Below are 18331 nucleotides of genomic sequence, written 5' to 3'. Positions count from 1 at the left end.
AGACCGCAACTAAATCTTCAGTACCCAGCAATCACAAGAATATTCTAGATATAATAACAAAGGACACCTATTAGATGCCCTTTTTTTAAATTATACTCTATTTTACACTTATTTATAACTCCAATCAAATCCTCCCGCATGATTACGTTCTCCTCGGCATACTTTGGCTATACTTGATCTATTTACACCAGTAACTTCTGATGCTTCCATAATTGACATATAATCCCTTAATTCTTCCCCATCTGAATTAGATTGTACTACGCGTTTTTTTCTGCTATCTAAATTTGGCTCAAAAGGTTCAATAAAATTATAACTCCAATAGTAGCCACCAAAAATATTATTAACACTCAGACAAGCTCTTGATATTTGCTGTTTGGTTGCACCGATAACTTTGCCAGCTTCTTCAAGGGAATTATAAGACCCAAATAGATGTCCTTCCTCCAAATCATATCTATAAACTGATTTTTTGAAACCACCACCAGAGTCAGAATTATAGCCATCTTCTTTAGCTTTAAATTCTAGAATATATTTCTTTTCTTTTTCAGCTAATTCATTTACAGTTTGCGCTGTGTCTATCTGCTCCCATACAAAAGCTTCATCACCATAAGTCCGGATAGCATTTTGAAATTTATTTTGATGATCTCTTTCAGCCCTACTTAAATGATCTAACCGCCGTTGATCGATCGATATTTTTGTTGCACCGACATAAATTGATTCATTTACAGTATTGCATACTTTATAAATAATATAATTTTCTTTCATCATCTCCATCTTCATTTTTATCATTACTATTTTTTGTTAAATAATGCCCTAACAAACGTTTAAAATCTATTAGCGCTAATATATTTCATTCTATTAATCAAATTTCTTGATAATTTAAACTTGCCTACAATATCTGCTTTCATTTTATCCAATTGTAGTATGTATTAAATGGCTCTCTATGCTTCTCTTCATAATTTCAGATACTTGTACCTTATCGGAAACTTTACAGTATAAGGCATCGTAAACATATAGAACATATATATTATGCCTATTTATTGCTTCAACACAAGTGGTCATAATTTCTACTTCCTTCTTGAATAATTTTTGAGATGTAATTTTATAACCATTTGACTTTTTATCAATAATTATTTTTTGTAAAATATTTTTTTCTCTTTTAAAATAATATTCAAATAATGGACTTCTCTTCATATCCTCCACTCGTTTATTAAAAAATGACAGATGTTCCAATTTCACCTCATTTTTTTCTCTATTCAGATCATTTGCAATTTCCTCATGTGTGATTTGATATTTCACACCGCCGTATAATGACATTGCTATGTTTGGATGCAAAGCCATAAAATCTAATTCAACGATTGGCTCAGAATCGATTTTAACCATCGATCTTATCCAAGAGGGCATTAAGTTAAAACTATCCACAACTCTACCGCCAGACTTGTAATCTCCAATTTTAGGAATTAGGTAGTTACTCCCAACTAAATATTCAAATTGCTTCAAGTTTTCCTCCACAAAGGTTCTACTTTCAACATCTTTATAATAATTTTTTGATTTCTTATTGAGAAATGTGAGAAGCTTACCTTTTTTGCTTTTATATCCCGATTTTATTAATTCTTTTGCTCTTTCTTGAATTTCATTAGTTGTTGGTAACGTGATTTTTGAATATACATTAATCAAATTTTTTCCAATTGAATTTTGAATAGCTTGACTACATTGAGCAACATGATATTTTCTTCGTTTTTTTAAATTATCATCATAAACAAGATTAATACTCTCTAAATTTTGATTTTTGAAAGAATAATGAAGTCTATATTGTTTTGAATACTTACCCTCCTGATAGGTATCGTTATTAGAAGAGTTTTTTCTACATTCTATAATCGGAAAAGTAGTATTAGTACAATAGGATAGAGCTTCTATTACTCTTTTATATGTATAGGTATTATCTGAACCTGTTTTTAATTGGTCATGTAATATTTTTGAAGAAAGATTTTTCCAAAATTCATCTTCTCTAAAAACACTATAAGTAAGGTTTGAAATAAATATAAAACATTTCTCAATGGCTAAATCTTTATCTGAATTTATTTTTCTTAATACCTTCTTTGGTAATCTATTAAGAGCTCTTCTAATACCCCTCGGGATTTGAATACATTTATAATCTGATAAATATATCGGGAAAGTGACATCATTTTCAACCTGGTTATTAGTTTCAAAATCTCTTGAATTACCTGTTATATCTGATCTACTTTCAAATTCACATTGATAGTTTTGGTCAGTAACATAATTGATAGGATTATTAGAACTTATATTAGTTTGAAAATTGTAATTAATTAATAGATCCTCATCATCTTCTTTTTCATTTTCTTTATTCACTTTAATAATAATTTTTAATACTACCCTACCTATGGCACACAAAATAAATGTGCTATATAGGGTAATTAAAATCACAAACTATCAACTTGATTTTTTTTATTAAGTTCTTTAATGGGATAGTTATTTAGAAAAACATGAGTAGAGTTCATGTCCAAATAACTTAATTGTGCAGTCTTTTCGGCTTTTCATCATCTCTCTTCATCATTCTAACCATTAATAAAATCTTGCAATGATACGAAATATTATTGATTTTTCCTAATTTTTTGACTATTATTTATAAAAAACGTATTTTACTGATGATTCTGTGTTAAAAACTGTACCGATAACAACATATCAGCACAGTTAGTTTGATTACTTTTCAGTGTTTTTTATTTAATGACCAAAAAAAGTCTCAAAAGAATCGAGTAAAGAAAATACATCATAAAGGTCAAATCAAATTTGATAGATTATATCAAAAGAAACATCCCTAAATTATTATATCGAAATGATAATAGTAATAGGGTATATCTCTAATTATATAAACGGTTTGCAGTTGGCGTGTCACCTTAACCTCATAAACCAATACTTTTTCACCCTTTCTAAGCTCTCCTACTCCTTCAATTGTGATTACTTCAAAAGGACAAAACAATACTTTTAGTAAATGATTCCAAGACACTATGTATAACTCCTTAGGGGAGCTATATTTAAGTAATTCTGTTAATTGTTTATCGTCCATTATCAATATATATTTTATCATTACTAATGCTCCAAAATTCATGCATTAGCTATATATTAATTATGAAGGTACCAACTTATTGAGTCGTTTTTGATGGTTTCTACTAGGTGATTTACGTATTCAAAACAATTAACGTTTCTCTCAAAATTTGAATCTATGTAAGAATTTTTATTGGCTTCTGTGAATAGATTGTACAAATTCCACAAGTCAATGCTACCATCATCACTTCTTCCAAAGTTTTGACAATTATAGTAGTCTTTAACAACGTTGTTGATCTGTGAATCATTCAAAGTGATTGGATATTTATCTTGACGGTTCAATTTGTCCAGATGTTGAAACATTCTGAGCTTACCGATTAAATGAGCAAATTGATTTTCAGATAGGTTGTATTTTGACATGGACTCCAAAGATTTCAGGTGAGAACTTCTATCATAGTTATCCATTAGACTTATTATATTCTGATTTAAATCCAGTATAGAACCTATTTTTATTTCGTTACTAAAACCATCAGTACTTATGCATAAATTTGTACATATCCGATTTTGATAACCTATAAACATTTTAAATTTTTCTAAGCTTTTTTTGCTGTATAGATTTTCTTGATTATATGCTCTTACACCACCAACACATAATGCTAGTTCATTTCCATTGATTAACTGTTTAAACTGAGGTAGTTCAACAACAAATGCACAACGCTCATAATATATTGTCTTTTCACTCTCTAATAGCTCTTTTACAGGCTTCCCAATAGCGCTTGGAACTCTACCCTTCACCACATGACTTACGCGTATCTCAGGTTCTTTTGCAACCACATCTGGAAACTGGCGCTTTATAACATCCAATGTTTCATCTATGAATTGAAAATGGCTTATGGTAGTCTCATTATCCTTAGCAAAAACTGGGATTGTGCATTTCTCTTTTAAATGTTTTAAAGTGACTTTTTCCGTATTTGCTTCTATAAAATTAGAAGTGTTTGAATTCATTACTTCTGAATTGTTTAGAACCATCTGTTCTATATTGTTATTTGCTATCAGTTCCATTGATTTCTGTGTTTTGTGATTCTACAATATCTTTTGTTTCAACAAGCTGATTGCTTAGAGCCTCCAGTTCTTGCTTGCGTTTAATAATTAAAGGCTTTATCTCATTCTTAACAGATGAATATTTAGCGTATAAGTGCTTTAAACCTTCTATTTTGATGCAGTTTTCTATTTCTTGCCTTATGTCATCGATTGAAATACCTTCATTGCACCATGCAATTAATTTTCTCCCTGTAGCCGCATTTATAATAAACTCAGGTTTATCCATGAAAAGTCCGGTTCTATCCTTAGAAGCCTTACATAGATGACTATCGTTTATAAGTTCAAAATTCACTGTCAACTCATACTCAAAACCTTCACGAGTAATTTCTTTGGTGCCATGTTTGACAACTTTTGCTGGTCCATTTTGGGTGCTATCTATTGAGTAGTCAACTTTACGTCTTGTAGTGGTAATTACATGACATTTAGATTTTAGAATAGCATCTATAAAAGATTGGTGCCTAGGACTTACTTTACCCCAGTCCTGAAAGCGTCCTCCCAATTGCTCATGAATTTGAAGACATCCTCCTTTTCCGTTCCATTCATGTGTTATGCTATCGATAATTATGACCGCTATATCTGATTCTTCACAAGCTTTAATTGCTTGAATATATCTTTCTGGACTGTATGGGTCATTTAGAGATAATACGTTATAACCTCCTAAATGGGCATACAAACTTGCACTTCCATTCTCTGTGTCAATAACTGCAATCTTATTCCAATCATTGGTAATTCCATAAGCTAAAAGTAAAGCACTGTAGCTCTTACCAAAACCACTTGCACCACTTAGACCCAATCTTAATTTTACTTGATGCCTCTTGGCTTGTTCTAGTATCATATTTTTAATTTTTATATTTTATAATTATTGAATTTGATAGACTGTATAAATAAATAGTACAGTCAATAAAAAAGCCCTGGAATAAACCAAGGCTTTAATTTTTTCATTTAAATTCCGTTTTCTAGAATACTTCTTCTTCCTCTAGAACGTTGTTTTCTAATACACTGTTTTCTTCTTCAACAAATTCATAGCGATGCTCAAGTGTTATGATCTCACTAGTCTCTGGAATGGTGTAGTCGTAAGGTTCAACCTTAACTTTTTTAATACTTCCTGCGATATCAGTGCCAATGATCTTCTTGCACATTTCTTCATTGAAAGTACAAGGAACTTTAGCGGTTCTTGCAGTAAAATAAATTCTGTCCGTTTCTTGACTCTTTACAGCTTCAAGACTTCCCTGTACGATTAAAACACAAAAGTCTTTGCCTTCTGCTGATTGATAGTTTTTGTAATCCACAATTGTTACCATAGTTTTTTAATTTTTAGATTATACATTTAGTAAGGGCTATTTGCCCAATGCTAACAAAGCGTGGGGGTGTTGGTAGGCTCCTTATATCTCTGTAACTCTTGTGTAAAAAAAGGTAGGGGGTGTCTTTTTGATATATTATATCTCAAATAACAATTAACTCGACTAGAAAAAAATTTAAAAAAAATTAAAGGGGATCACCATTTTTAAAATCTCGTAAGATGATGTTATTACATTTTGCAACTACATATTTTTTCTTAGCAAATTTTGTAAATTATTCGACTCATTATAAACTCTTTATTTACAATATCATAAAAGCCAAATGTGTTTGAGTTAAGACAGTATTTGTATTTTGATCTAGTATCTTTAGATAAATAAACCTTCACTTTTTAATTTTTTAAATACATAATCAAAACTTTCAATTAGGAATTCTCTGTCATCAAATTGGTAGTCAGCATCTTCTTCGAAATAATTTAAAATCCCTATATCAAAATTACATATTGATATTAACAATTTGTTTTGAAATTGAATCTGATTCATTCATAATTATATTTAAAACCTTAATTTCATAAAATCAGGTGTAACATCATTTAAAAATAGATAATCATCATCTGCTGATTTTAAAGTCAGAATATTTTCTCTTAGAGAATTCATTAAGCTATTAAATCTAAGTCTATGTACTTCATGAGCCACATAGCTAAAGGATTCAAAATTTTCTAAAATTTTTATTTTGTCTTTAGACAAATCAATTAAATCCATGGCAAGGCCAGTCAAAGCTAGTCCCTCTTTATTGATTCTAGTATTAATTTTTGAATTAATAATTAGAAAATCATTAATCAGAATTTTAAGCTCTTTAGTTAAATTTTTATAGTCCTCTCTATAAGATTTAGTTTCCATTTTACGATGACTGTTATAGTCTAAAGATTCTCTCTTGGAATTTGGTATGTATTTTTCATGGTCTTTGGGTATGCTCAAACCATTTGATTGCTGTTTTTGAGTCTCTTGTTTAATGACGTTGGTAATTGCTCTTTCCTGAAGTTTGTATTTCACTTGTTTTACAAAATCACTTGCAAATTCCGTTTGGTCGGTGAATACTTGATTTTCATTATAGTTTTTTGTCCAACTAAAATCATTATTCTGAGATTTATCAAACATCGTGAGGGTCAATTCCTGCATGGCATATCTAAATACAAAACTGCAATTAGCATAATTACTATAAAGCTTAAAACTCCTACCATCTAATATTTTTATGATTCCTTTTGAATCTAATAAATTCTTATTAAGTACTTCAACAATTTTTGAGTATCTCTTGGGCCCAGGGTAGTTACTCTGTGATACACTTGGAAATTTAGAATACGATGATTTAACACCCAAACTAGAATTTTCAACTTTTGATGCCTCTAAAGGGTTAGAGCTTTTGAACTCGCTCCATCTCTTCTCAGTATTACTGGTCAGATAGGAATCATAAATAAACTTACTAATTATTATTAGTACTATAATTATTATAACTGTGATCATTTTCTTGAATTTAATTTATAAATATAGGCATATTTGCCTATGATTTGATTGTTTTACTATCCGATTTTTAGCCGTGAATCAGATAGAAAATCAAGAGTTTTTAATAAGTTTCGGTCAAAACCTTAGAAGACTTAGAAAATCAAAGGGATTTACCCAAGCGGATTTAGCTAATGATATTGGAATTGAGATTTCCCAAATTAGCAGAATAGAACGCGGTGTAATTAACACATCTATTTTAACAATAAAACAAATTTCTTCAGTTCTTGATGTCGACATAAATATGTTTTTTAATCTAAATCAAAAATAAACTAATGGACTATTATTCATATATTTACATATGAATAGATTTAGTGAAACTACCATCTTAATAACAATACTATTTTACAGCTGTGATTCTAATCAAAAATCTCAAACTGTGATTCAAAATGATTTATTAGACATTGAACAAACTTCAGAATACAGAGATTTAGAAAAAAGGCTTTCAAATTTAGAAGACCAAATCGAATATCTTGATGCTGAGAATATGGCTTTAAATGAACAATTAATTATATGTGATAGCATTGCATCAATGCTAATAAATAAATAGGTTTAAAAGCATCTATTTAGGGGGAATCACATAATTATAAAGCCGTCTATCTATTTAAAACATCTGAGATTCATAATTTTCAATTCAAACAGCATCAGTTTTTGTAAAATATGGTTGGTTTGTTAGGACTAATTTGGCAAATACACACCAAAAAGAAAATCCTTAAGAATTTTATCAAGCTGTTTAGAACGAATATTAAATCATCTACGGTACCGCTAATGATTATTATCTGCTTTTCAACATATAACTTTAATTTTTTAGTTGTAATAAACTCCATCTTACTGCATAAATCAAATATCTCAAAACAAAAAAAGCAGAAAAAATTATAAAAGCTAATCTGTATACGTCGTTACTATTGATTGTTTTATTAAAAAAAGAACTTTGGATATTTTCCAAATGATCCAGTTTTTCAAAATATAAAATTTCGTCTACTTTCTTTGGCAGTCCTTTTTCATTAAATCCAAATTCTGGAAATTTAGAATATAAATCAGTTAATTTCTTGTATTTTCCACTATTCAATGTGACTACAAAATCCATTAAAGATTGCCTTTTGTATTTTTTCAATTTAGGATTTATATCTTCCCACCTGAACTCTTCTTTATTTAGATTCTTGACAAAGTCATTTAACAAATTCAAAGGTTCAACATTAATTATTTCAGTTATTTGTCGTTCAAGTTTTTGCTCTTTTTGAGCATTGGTTTCATGAAGTTTAAGCCATGTAACCAGCAAGACAAAAAAGAAAATAATCCCAACAATTAAAATTAAAAACTCTCTTGCAATTATTTTTTTAGTCGTCTTTTTCATAAAATAAAAGTATCGGTTAATAACTGAAAAACAAGAAGTTTAGAGGAACTCAATTATCGGTTAAACCCTAACTTTCTCAAGAGCCAAAATCCTAGATATCATTACTATTTCTCACGTTTTTTATAAATTATAATAGCGTTTGGCTTTATTTCTGGGGAATAAATCCATTCTTTTTGCTATACTTTATGTGATTTATTTTATCTATTATATCTATTGGTGGTTCCTCGTTCTCAATTATTATTATCTGATCTAATTCGTTTTTAGAGGTTACATATCTATAAAAATCCATTGCTAAATCATCACTTATTGTAATCTCTCCTTCATTTTCAGGTTTACGATATGTGACTAACGGAGAGTCCAAAATGGGTACACCTATTGAGTAGTCTTTTTGAGATATTAACTCTTGTAGAGCTACAATAAATGCGGAATAAATAATTGCTCGATAACCTTTACCAGATAGATTTCTATTCTCTCCAGATATAATAAAATCATTTTGTTCCTCACTATAACTAACATCCGTTAAGTTCGGATAATTATAGCCCTCAAGTACTGATTTTAAGGCTTTTGAAAGTGTTGTTAATGATGCAGTTGTGATATGTTCAAAAGATTCTTTAGAACTAGGACTAGGTAGTGAATTTTCTAATTTTTCTTTTTCTTTTTTAAATTTCTCTAATTGTTCAAATTTATACAATGCCCCAAGAACTATACTTTTCTTTTCGTTTTCTAGATTAATTTGTTCAATGATAAAACCCATTTCTAACCCAACACCTTTATCAAGTTCTAAAGTATAGTCGGCTATGTTTTTTTCTAAACTTAAAACAGCCTTGGAGATATCATTAAACTCTTCCTTAAGAACTTTTTCTGATTCAATTAGTTCTTGAAGTAATGTTTCAATTTTCTGTATTTCTGTGCTACAAGAATCGATTATTTTCTTGATATCAGCAATTGAACATTCTTGTTTAATTTCTCCATTACAAAGTGGACAATTACCGTTAGCAGAGTGGTTCTCTTCGTTTAATAAAACACTTGTTTCTATGGTTGATTTTAAACGGGCAACATCTGAATGATAATGTGACTTTAAAAGGTCTGTTCTTTTATACAATTCCTCAATTACTCTCCTTCTTGATTGCCTTATGTACAGTATTTCTAAGGCTTCCATTCTTTTGCTCTCTATTTCGTTATATTTATTTTGAAGGCTAGAGTGTTTTTCGCTTAATTTTTCTATTACGGAATTAGTTTCTGCGAGAATTAAAGAAGGTTCAACTTTATAAGTTTTAAGTTCTTTTTCATTTTCAATTATAAATTCTTTAAGTATTTCTAATTTCCCTTTTCTATTTGCTAGTTGATTTTGAGATAGAGATTCAATAACGGTACTATCGTCTCTGCCTGTTGCAATTAATTTCAAAACATTAGACTCTTCCGTTACTTTGGTATAATGACTAACTATTAAAGAATCCTCCGTAGTTATTTGAGTTTCATTAACCATAGAGAATTTGACAATATCTCGATATGAAATTTGTCTAGTTTTACCTTTTTGATTCGTTCTGATTTTTTTACCAGTTAAATTATTTAATTTTAGTAAAAAAGCAGAAACAGTTTTCTCGCTAGATGGATTGTGTTTTCTATCAAGTATTTCAAATTCTTCAGATTCTTTAATGTTATCAATACTTGAATTGTAGAGTTTAAAATTCCCACCTTTTAAATCACTTAATAAAGTAAAATGGTCATTTTGGGAATCTATAATTTCCAGATATATAAAATCATAGGTTCTTGCTTGTTTAATAGGCTTTGGAGGTTTTGAACCGCCAAACATATAGTTTAAGCATTGAAATATAAAAGTCTTGCCTACATTGGAAGGACCGGTAATGATGTTAACACCTTTTTCAAAAACTATACTTGCTTTTTCAACAGAATCCCCTGCCAGTCTTAACTCTTTTAAAATAAACCCTGTTTTCATTATTGTAAAATTTCAATATTAAACTCATTGTCTATCTCTGATAATTTTGGAGTCATAATGTTTTTTAGTTCTTGTTTAGTGTGCTTTGAAAATTTATCAATAGCCCATTTTGCTCTATTTTGAAGTTCAATTGAATATGTTTCTTCAAGTGACTCGAGAAATGGCATTGCATTCTCTGTTGCCTTATACTCTATGCCATTGATATTATATTGTTTTTCGATTAAATTCTTTGCGACAAAAAGGCTGAGTCCTTTCTCAATAATTGAACCTCTAACCATTATTTCACCTGAACGATAAGGTACCGCAGGATGAAGGCTTTTTGCTGATTTATCAATATCTGCGGAATGAATTGTTAGATAATCTAGATAAACAAGGTTTTGTAAATCAAATGATTTAGGAAATGCTTCATTCAAAATAGTTAACATTCTAAGACCAGATTCAACACTGTTATTGAATGGATTTATATTTTTACTATTTTCCATTATATCCATTTAATTTTTTTATCATTAACTAATTGATGACATACTCCGCTTCGGTCATTGATAATACTTACATCCTTTAAAGGATTTGAAGAGATTACAATTTTACGAGCCTCCTTTTCCGCTTCTTTTACTTTTATAAAACTATTAGAGTGTTCGTCTTCAACAATATCAATAATACCACCTAATATTTCTTTTTGAAAGTCTTCAAAAGTGTCAATAGGTAAACTATCTCTAGAGAAATTTCTTAATTGTTCTGCGTGATGAAAGCTGATTCTTGCCCTATTAAAATGATTTTTATAAAGCTTTTTTGTATCTAGTTCTTCTACCTTTTTATAATTTTCATTGCTTTCAGAAGCATAAGCAGATAGTAATTGATTTACATATATCGTTTCAGAATTTTGAATCGAGCTAGGAATTGTGCTCGTATCTAATTTTTCACGTTCTGGTAACCCTCCACCAAACCTTATCAGATGATTTGGATGATTAATGTGTTCTTTTAAAATGTTTTTGGTGTGAATTTTTTTAAATATTGAAAAATCAAAATTATTTACCCATTTCAGTAGTTCCCCTTCTAATATAACTTGTTTGCTAGATATATCATTTTCACAATACCTAACCCAATTTTTTTTGATAGCTTCCTTTAATTCCGTGGGATTCTGCAATAATTTGGAGAGGGAAGTTCCGCAACCTTTAGGCGAAACGAAATAAAATTTTCTAGGTTTAGGATATTCTTTTTGAAAAGTGTGATATAAAATTTTACCAAATTCTTTATATACTTGAGTTGGAGTTAATGCACTATCGTAATGTTTACATTGATAACAATCCCAAATATAGTTGGCTTTGTGCTTGTCAGAAACATATCCAACCACGTCTCTTCCCTTATCACCAGCACCTCCAAACCTTTCAGCTTCATTATACTCGGATTTTTTTATTTCAATCCATTCTTCAATAAATTCTTCCCAATCATCAAACGACATATGTTCAATCATCTTAAGAGGTATTATTCTTTTGCCATAGTTGACTTGATGTGATGTTTTATAGTATGTCATTTATTTTCAGCCATCCGCTAAATTACATGTTTATAATAAGTTGTATCGATATTCAACTAAAGTAATAAATAAATTAGTACATATAATTACAAATATGACAGTTCGCTAAATTTCATAGCAATACTCACCTGCAAATAATAGTAATTTAGTGCTATGAAGTTCACTAGATATTTTTCAGCTACAATTAAAAACAACGGAATTCCTCAAATAAACACAAATGAGTATTCAAAACTCTTCAATATTATTACTCTTGAGTCAAGAATTGATGAATTATATAGGCTAAAGGATAAAGAAACCAATAATGGCCGTAAATACAAATTAAAAATTAGAATATTTGAACTAAAAGAAACGCTTCATTGGTTAACTATGGAAAATAGCCCAAAAAATATAATGAAGTATATGTTGAATCAATCAAAATTTGAAAATTAATAGCTTTTATCTAAATTTTACTTTGACGTTTTATTTATATCTTAGAAACTAAATTTAAATCTATGTGCTATTCTATATCACTTCGGAAAGAAAAAGAGGAGATAGAACAATCAATGCTTAAACACTTTAATGCAACTTTTGATATCTCAGGAGAATACTCCCCTTACTACCATCTCAATGGATTTTCAAACGGAAACTTGCAAATAATAAAAATGGATGATACTGAAAAAATTTTTCCAGCATCATGGGGCTTAGTTCCTGATTGGGCCAAAACAAATCCAGAGGGTTTCAGAAAAAAAAGTAATACTTTGAATGCGAGATCTGAAACAATATTTGAGAAATCATCCTTTAAAAAAAGCGCAATCAATAAAAGGTGTCTGATTTTAGCCGATGGCTTTTTTGAGCCTCATCATGAAAACGCAGTATCGATACCATATTTTTGCTACCAACCATCTTCCAAATATCCCAAGGGAGATTTATTTCTCTTTGCAGGGCTTTATAATGATCTAGATTCAGAACTTTTTACTGCCACAATTCTAACAACTGAAGCAAATGATTTTTTTGCAGGAGTACACAACAAAAAAAAACGTATGCCTCTTGTGCTAGATGAGAATTATCTTCAGGACTGGCTAGATACTGGTCGTTCAGAACAGAGCGTTAATGAACTGATGGCAACTGGATTTACAAATAATGAGTTTAAGGCTTACCCTGTAAGTAGGGATTTGTATAAAAAAGGGATTGATTCAAATCAGCCGTATATTATAGATGAAGTTCAAAAGGAAACATTATTTTAAGATAACCCATATCAATTAAAAAACGCAGTTGAGAAGATAACTATGAATAATTCCGTTGGATTCCCTTTATTAATCCTTATCATAATTGCAGTTATTTGGTTAATTCCATTAATCTCTATTATTTTTTCAAGTAAGACGAAAGGAAGTGAGAAGCTTGCTTGGGTATTAGCTGTACTCTTCATCTCTTGGTTTGCTTGGATTTTCTATTTATTGATTGCTCCATTAAAACAGAAAAACAATAGAAACTAGAAATTTAAATCCTAGAATATTAACGATCAACAAAAGCCTTTCTTATTAGTAATATAATAAATATATCATTTAAAATTATGGTTTACTTGATCTGTATTCTTACGGTAACTGGTGGGATATATATGTTATTACATCCTGTCAATTATAGTAATCCTTTTTATAGAGCAAAAACAACCCTCTGCTGGCATAGGGATTATAGTTATTGGTTTAATCTACCCAATTACTGATATACTAATTCAAATAAAAAGATTAAAGGGAAAGTAATGTTACCTCCCCTTTAATTTTTTCATCTCTAGACTAATCTGTTTCTCTACTATTTTTCCATAACTATCCTGTGTTGTTTGTATTTTAGAATGCCCAAGTAACTTACTTACAATCTCAATTGGCACATTATTATAAAGCAACACGGTACTTGCAAAAGTCTTTCTGGCTATATGATGGGTTAAATTAAATTCAATCCCTACAATATCAGCGATCTCTTTTAGATAAGCGTTGAATTTAGCATTGGATATGCTTTGAAATACATAATCCGAAGCCTCATCATAATATTTATCTTTTATCTCTCTAGCTTTAGGCAATAATGGTACATTATATCTCCTATTTGTCTTGGATCTTCTGACATTTAACCAAACTTCACCATCAAATCCAATTGACACATCTCTTTTCTTCAATTCTTTCATTTCACTAAAACCAAGACCTGTATAACAACAAAAAACAAACATATCCTTAATCTGCTCTATCCTTTTAATTTCAAACTTTGTTTCTTCCAGATTTTTTAATTGTTCAGGAGAAAGAAATATAACTTCCTTTTTAATACGTTTAGCCCTATAAAGTATAAATGGATCTTTGTCTAAGTAATCTTCAGAAACAGCATATTTAATCACCTTCCTAAACCTTTGTATAGCCTTGTTTAGTGTGCTTTGCTGGAACTTCTTTTCAGTTTTAAGGAAGTATTCATAATGTTTTAGAAAACTACTCTTAAGAGCCTTTAATTGGATATCATTAGATTTAAAATTGAATTTAATAAATGATTTTAGATGTCTACCAGATTCTATGTATTTTGAATAGGTTACTTCCTTGATATCTATGCCTACAAGCTTCTTAATTCTATCACTGTGCAAGTTATAGACTTCCATAACACCAAAATCTTTTTTAGGTGTCTCTCCTTTATATTTTTTATAAATGTCATCTGCTGTAAATTGAGTTCCTTTAACCTGTAAAAATAAAAAAGCCTGACTAAGATTTGTTCTTATCAGGCTCAATTGAGTGTTTTTTAATTCAGCGTCGGGTTCTTGGGTATCTATTAGTTGTTGCTTACTTTTCCAAAATTTAGCATTTATAAATACTCCAGTGGAAAACTCTTTTCTCATTTTTTGAAAGGTTAGCCTGCATCTAACTGGAGCGTTGCCTGTTGAATTGATTTTTGACTTAGATAGTAAAAATAATATATTCAGTTTCATATTTGTTTTAGTTTTAGTGTTTTAATTTTAGATTAAAATTCAGTTTTATGATGCACTTAATTAATTATGACGAGTCTTTTTCAAAAATCTCATCGGTTTTTAAAAATACAAGTGCTACCTATAAATTCTATTGGTTCTGGTCTATTTTAGAATCAGTTGAAAATGGCAATAAAGCAATCAACAAAAGAGAGTTATTTGCCAGGATGCTGACCCTTTCTTGGCACACTGTAAATTACTTTCAACTTTCCTTTGGTAAGCAAGACTTAATTCAGAATGCAATATTTAATGTGAAAGAATTAGAAAATTTAGATATTGACGCTAAACACAGTTTAATATTACGATCATTGATGGAAACCAAAAATCCCAAAACCATAGCATTACTCAATCATTTCAATAACAATGTTCCTCACAAATTTTTAAGCCCTTGGGTCGGCACTGGTTCTAAGTCTAAAGTCTACGCATCATCCTTAGACAAGGATAATAACGCTCCTTATAAACTATACAGTGACCAAATCAAGATTGACGATAGGTGGTTTGTTTTTCTTAGAAACAATCTTGGAGTCTTAAAGTCGTTTTGTTTTTGGAATCTTTCTTTATTTCTACAAAACAGAAATCCCAATGTTCCAGAAATACCAAATAAAATACACAGACCTATCATCAGGGGCAGCTTAATTAAACATAAACGTGAATTTTGGGATCTAGTGTTAGATGAACTTGGTTATGTAAATTGCATTTACACTGGCGAAAAATTGGTTGTTGGAAATTATATAATTGAGCATTTTCTACCACACCAATTTGTAGCTCATGATTTAATGTGGAATTTAATTCCGGCAGAAACTCTATTTAATTCAGCTAAGAGAGATAAGCTTCCATCATTTGAAAAATATTTTCATGATTTTTGTGCTTTACAAAATGAAGGTTTTAAGATCATTAAAAGGAGTAAACCAAAAAATAAATTTCTTCAAGATTACCTTAATATCTTCCCGCAACTAAATTTTGATAAATCCAAATTCCAAGATCATATTCAACCTATGTTAACCATAGCACATAATAACGGTTTCCAATATCTATAATTATGAAGGATTTTTTAGAAATTCCGAGAAATAAGAAATTATATCAGGGATCATTTTTCTTCATCATAGAAGATGCTTACCCTGTTTCTCCTGGTCATTTATTAATTGTTTCCAATGATCTAAATGAGGATTTTTTTGAATTATCAAATGACGCTAAATTACAATTACCAAATATTATAGACAAAGCTAAGACGATCATAGAGAAAAATCATTCTCCTAATGGCTACAACATCGGAATGAATTGTGGTTTGGCAGCTGGTCAAACTATTTTTCACTTTCATTGTCATATAATTCCAAGATATAAAGATGATATAGAACATCCTGAAGGTGGTGTAAGAGGTGTTATTCCAAGTAAAATGATGTATTGACCTACTCATGTAAAATGGTACACCTTTAGTATTTTTAGGACACCCTATGGCACACCATTTCTGGTAAAAAACTTGGTAAGTTGACATTTTAGTAACTGCCCTAAAACAAAAAAGCATCCCAATTCCGAAGATTCGGAAAAGGAAAGCCTTTCATTGGTAAGCACCCAATCGCATTGGGTATTTACAACTCCCATATCTCTATGGGAACAACACAACGTCATTATATTGCTAAAAAAAAGCCCCAATTTACATTGAAGCTTTTTAGCAATTGAGCGGTCTGGACGGGACTCGAACCCGCGACCTTCGCCGTGACAGGGCGACATTCTAACCAACTGAACTACCAGACCGTTGCTTTATTGCGAGGGCAAATATACATTCGATTTTTAATAACACAAATATTTATAGGAATTTTTTTAATAAAATTTTAAACGAACTTTTGACGCTCTACCATATAAGTCGTTAAGATTTTATCGAAGCTCTTATTGATGTCTGCCTCAACATATTTAATTTGATACTGACCGCATTTCAATCTAATATTGTTAAAATACTCTGCAACAGAAGCTTCATAGTCATCTTTTATAGCGTCAGGATACAAATTAATGTATTCATTGGTCTCCACATCAATAAAGCGCTTAGGTGTATTATCAAAATTAAATTGCAATTCCTTCTCTTTATCCATAACATGAAATAAAACCACTTCGTGCTTGTTATGCTTTAAATGCCGAATTGCCTCAAAAAGCTTGACCTCATCTGAGCTAGTTTGAAACATATCTGTAAAAAAGAAGATGAGAGAGCGTCTATGGATGTTTTCTGCTATTTGATGCAAATAGGTATAGGTTTCGGTCGTTTTGCCCTCAGGCGCCGAGAGAACCATCTGGTTGAGCTCATTTAACAGCATCTGGTGGTGGCGCTCACTTCCTTTCTCTGGGGCATAGTAATCATAAGCATCACTGTAAATACTCATCCCTACAGCATCGCGCTGCTTTTTCAAAATATGCATTAGTGCTGCAGACGCTAAAGCTGAAAATGCAATTTTATTTAAATTTCCAACAGTAAACTCCTTCAATTTAGGATAATGCATGGAGCTGCTATTGTCTAAAATGAGATGACAACGTAAATTGGTCTCATCATCATAGCGCTTGGTATATAATTTATCTGTTTTAGCAAAGAGCTTCCAATCGATATGCCGGGTGCTTTCGCCTTGATTGTAGATTTTATGTTCTGCAAATTCTGCGGAAAACCCATGAAACGGACTCTTATGCATACCAGCTATAAATCCTTCTACTACTTGTTTAGCAAGAAGTTCTAGATTTTTAAATCCACCGGTTTTATTAAGTTCTGTCTGTAGATTCATGTGGCAAGGTATTGAGCTGCTACGCTTTTTTAATAGATAACATAGAGACTGAACCCTCAAACACCCATAATTATGGCGATAGAAAGTTCAATCTCTATGTAATTTATTTATGGCAGGAGCCTAAATTAATTATACTTGATAAGCAAGTATGACTTATATCACTTTGTCAACAATACCGTAAGTCAAAGATTCTTCTGCGTCCATCCAATGGTCTCTGTTAAAGTCTTTCAAGACTTTTTCTAGATCTTGTCCGCAATTATCAGCTAAAATTTTAGCACTGAGTTCTTTAGTTTTCAGTATCTCTTGAGCAGTAATTTCAATATCACTTGCAGGCCCTCTTGCGCCGCCACTTGGCTGGTGAATCATTACCTTAGCATGTGGCTGAATAAAACGTTTCCCTTTAGTTCCTACAGATAACAAAATGGATCCCATAGAGGCTGCCAATCCTGTGCAAATTGTAGAAACATCACTATTTAGAGACTGGATGCAATCATAGATTGCAAATCCAGAAGTAACATAACCTCCAGGACTGTTAATGTATAAATGAATATCCTTAGTCTCTAAGGCATCTAAATACAACAAACGGTCTATAACGTGTTTCGCCGACTTGTCATCTACTTGTCCCCAAAGAAAGACTTTGCGATCTTCTAATAACTTACTATCTATTATATCTTGTGCTTTTGCTTGCTTGCTCATAATAATTTGTTTGGTTAAAAATAAAAAAAGGTTTGCCATTAAGACAAACCTTT

Annotated in this window: 20 protein-coding genes and 1 tRNA gene; 6 read left to right on the top strand and 15 right to left on the bottom strand. The window is 30.6% G+C overall.

Annotated features, from left to right (window positions below):
- Window positions 1-108 precede the first annotated feature (108 nt).
- The 7 genes from P176_RS19330 to P176_RS0110985 form a co-directional block, all read right to left on the bottom strand.
- Entirely contained in the window at window positions 109-765 is a 657-nt protein-coding gene (locus tag P176_RS19330) for a GIY-YIG nuclease family protein (RefSeq protein WP_197022161.1), read from the bottom strand.
- Window positions 766-906: 141 nt separating this feature from the next.
- A complete protein-coding gene (locus P176_RS0111015; protein ID WP_156033027.1) occupies window positions 907-2367 on the bottom strand; it encodes a hypothetical protein in 1461 nt (486 codons plus the stop codon).
- A 771-nt stretch (window positions 2368-3138) separates the two neighbouring features.
- A complete protein-coding gene (locus tag P176_RS0111005) occupies window positions 3139-4122 on the bottom strand; it encodes a DUF3871 family protein (RefSeq protein WP_026754762.1) in 984 nt (327 codons plus the stop codon).
- Window positions 4103-4996, bottom strand: a complete 894-nt coding sequence (locus tag P176_RS0111000; protein WP_026754761.1) for an AAA family ATPase — start codon at window positions 4994-4996, stop codon at window positions 4103-4105. The genes P176_RS0111005 and P176_RS0111000 overlap by 20 nt, the downstream gene beginning before the upstream one ends.
- Window positions 4997-5117: 121 nt before the next feature.
- On the bottom strand, window positions 5118-5462 hold the full coding sequence (locus tag P176_RS0110995; protein WP_026754760.1) for a hypothetical protein: 345 nt from the start codon (window positions 5460-5462) through the stop codon (window positions 5118-5120).
- Between the two features lie 363 nt (window positions 5463-5825).
- Window positions 5826-5999, bottom strand: coding sequence for a hypothetical protein (locus tag P176_RS20395; RefSeq protein WP_156033026.1), 174 nt, complete (start codon window positions 5997-5999; stop codon window positions 5826-5828).
- Window positions 6000-6011: 12 nt separating this feature from the next.
- Window positions 6012-6977 (bottom strand): hypothetical protein, encoded by a 966-nt coding sequence (locus P176_RS0110985; RefSeq protein WP_026754759.1) that lies wholly within the window; start codon window positions 6975-6977, stop codon window positions 6012-6014.
- A gap of 73 nt (window positions 6978-7050) precedes the next feature.
- On the opposite strand from P176_RS0110985, the gene P176_RS19320 reads away from it, so the two are divergent.
- Window positions 7051-7284: a helix-turn-helix domain-containing protein gene (locus P176_RS19320; RefSeq protein WP_051605462.1), complete on the top strand. Its 234-nt coding sequence runs from the start codon at window positions 7051-7053 to the stop codon at window positions 7282-7284.
- 30 nt (window positions 7285-7314) lie between these two features.
- A complete protein-coding gene (locus tag P176_RS0110975) occupies window positions 7315-7563 on the top strand; it encodes a hypothetical protein (RefSeq protein WP_026754758.1) in 249 nt (82 codons plus the stop codon).
- A 249-nt stretch (window positions 7564-7812) separates the two neighbouring features.
- Here the strand turns inward: P176_RS0110975 and P176_RS0110970 are convergent, their stop codons facing one another.
- The 4 genes from P176_RS0110970 to P176_RS0110955 form a co-directional block, all read right to left on the bottom strand.
- A complete protein-coding gene (locus tag P176_RS0110970; protein WP_026754757.1) occupies window positions 7813-8367 on the bottom strand; it encodes a hypothetical protein in 555 nt (184 codons plus the stop codon).
- Window positions 8368-8512: 145 nt separating this feature from the next.
- Window positions 8513-10324 (bottom strand): AAA family ATPase, encoded by a 1812-nt coding sequence (locus P176_RS0110965; protein WP_026754756.1) that lies wholly within the window; start codon window positions 10322-10324, stop codon window positions 8513-8515.
- Complete coding sequence (locus P176_RS0110960) at window positions 10324-10806, bottom strand: ABC-three component system middle component 2 (RefSeq protein WP_026754755.1); 483 nt, start codon at window positions 10804-10806, stop codon at window positions 10324-10326. The genes P176_RS0110965 and P176_RS0110960 overlap by 1 nt, the downstream gene beginning before the upstream one ends.
- The gene (locus P176_RS0110955) at window positions 10806-11855 is read right to left on the bottom strand and encodes an ABC-three component system protein (protein ID WP_026754754.1); all 1050 of its coding nucleotides are present in this window, start codon (window positions 11853-11855) and stop codon (window positions 10806-10808) included. The genes P176_RS0110960 and P176_RS0110955 overlap by 1 nt, the downstream gene beginning before the upstream one ends.
- Before the next feature lie 153 nt (window positions 11856-12008).
- Here P176_RS0110955 and P176_RS0110950 point away from each other — a divergent pair, with 153 nt between their 5' ends.
- Together P176_RS0110950 and P176_RS0110945 are read left to right on the top strand one after the other, a co-directional pair.
- On the top strand, window positions 12009-12284 hold the full coding sequence (locus P176_RS0110950) for a hypothetical protein (protein WP_026754753.1): 276 nt from the start codon (window positions 12009-12011) through the stop codon (window positions 12282-12284).
- Between the two features lie 62 nt (window positions 12285-12346).
- On the top strand, window positions 12347-13078 hold the full coding sequence (locus P176_RS0110945; protein ID WP_026754752.1) for an SOS response-associated peptidase: 732 nt from the start codon (window positions 12347-12349) through the stop codon (window positions 13076-13078).
- A 515-nt stretch (window positions 13079-13593) separates the two neighbouring features.
- Here the strand turns inward: P176_RS0110945 and P176_RS0110935 are convergent.
- A complete protein-coding gene (locus P176_RS0110935; RefSeq protein ID WP_026754751.1) occupies window positions 13594-14787 on the bottom strand; it encodes a site-specific integrase in 1194 nt (397 codons plus the stop codon).
- A 47-nt stretch (window positions 14788-14834) separates the two neighbouring features.
- Between P176_RS0110935 and P176_RS0110930 the strand changes: the two genes are divergently transcribed.
- Window positions 14835-15860, top strand: coding sequence for an HNH endonuclease domain-containing protein (locus tag P176_RS0110930; RefSeq protein ID WP_231481236.1), 1026 nt, complete (start codon window positions 14835-14837; stop codon window positions 15858-15860).
- 2 nt (window positions 15861-15862) lie between these two features.
- The gene (locus P176_RS0110925) at window positions 15863-16228 is read left to right on the top strand and encodes an HIT family protein (RefSeq protein ID WP_037348902.1); all 366 of its coding nucleotides are present in this window, start codon (window positions 15863-15865) and stop codon (window positions 16226-16228) included.
- A 273-nt stretch (window positions 16229-16501) separates the two neighbouring features.
- On the opposite strand, the gene P176_RS0110920 is transcribed toward P176_RS0110925, so the two are convergent.
- The 3 genes from P176_RS0110920 to P176_RS0110910 all read right to left on the bottom strand — a co-directional run bounded on the left by P176_RS0110920 (window position 16502) and on the right by P176_RS0110910 (window position 18278).
- Window positions 16502-16575: transfer RNA gene (locus tag P176_RS0110920), tRNA-Asp, on the bottom strand.
- A 77-nt stretch (window positions 16576-16652) separates the two neighbouring features.
- Entirely contained in the window at window positions 16653-17582 is a 930-nt protein-coding gene (locus P176_RS0110915; protein ID WP_026754748.1) for a DUF58 domain-containing protein, read from the bottom strand.
- A gap of 153 nt (window positions 17583-17735) precedes the next feature.
- Window positions 17736-18278 (bottom strand): ClpP family protease, encoded by a 543-nt coding sequence (locus tag P176_RS0110910; RefSeq protein ID WP_197022160.1) that lies wholly within the window; start codon window positions 18276-18278, stop codon window positions 17736-17738.
- Window positions 18279-18331: the final 53 nt, after the last annotated feature.

Origin of the sequence: Sediminibacter sp. Hel_I_10 (assembly GCF_000688335.1) — a bacterium.
Classification (GTDB): Bacteria; Bacteroidota; Bacteroidia; order Flavobacteriales; family Flavobacteriaceae; genus Psychroserpens.
This window is presented reverse-complemented; position numbering and strand designations above follow the sequence as displayed.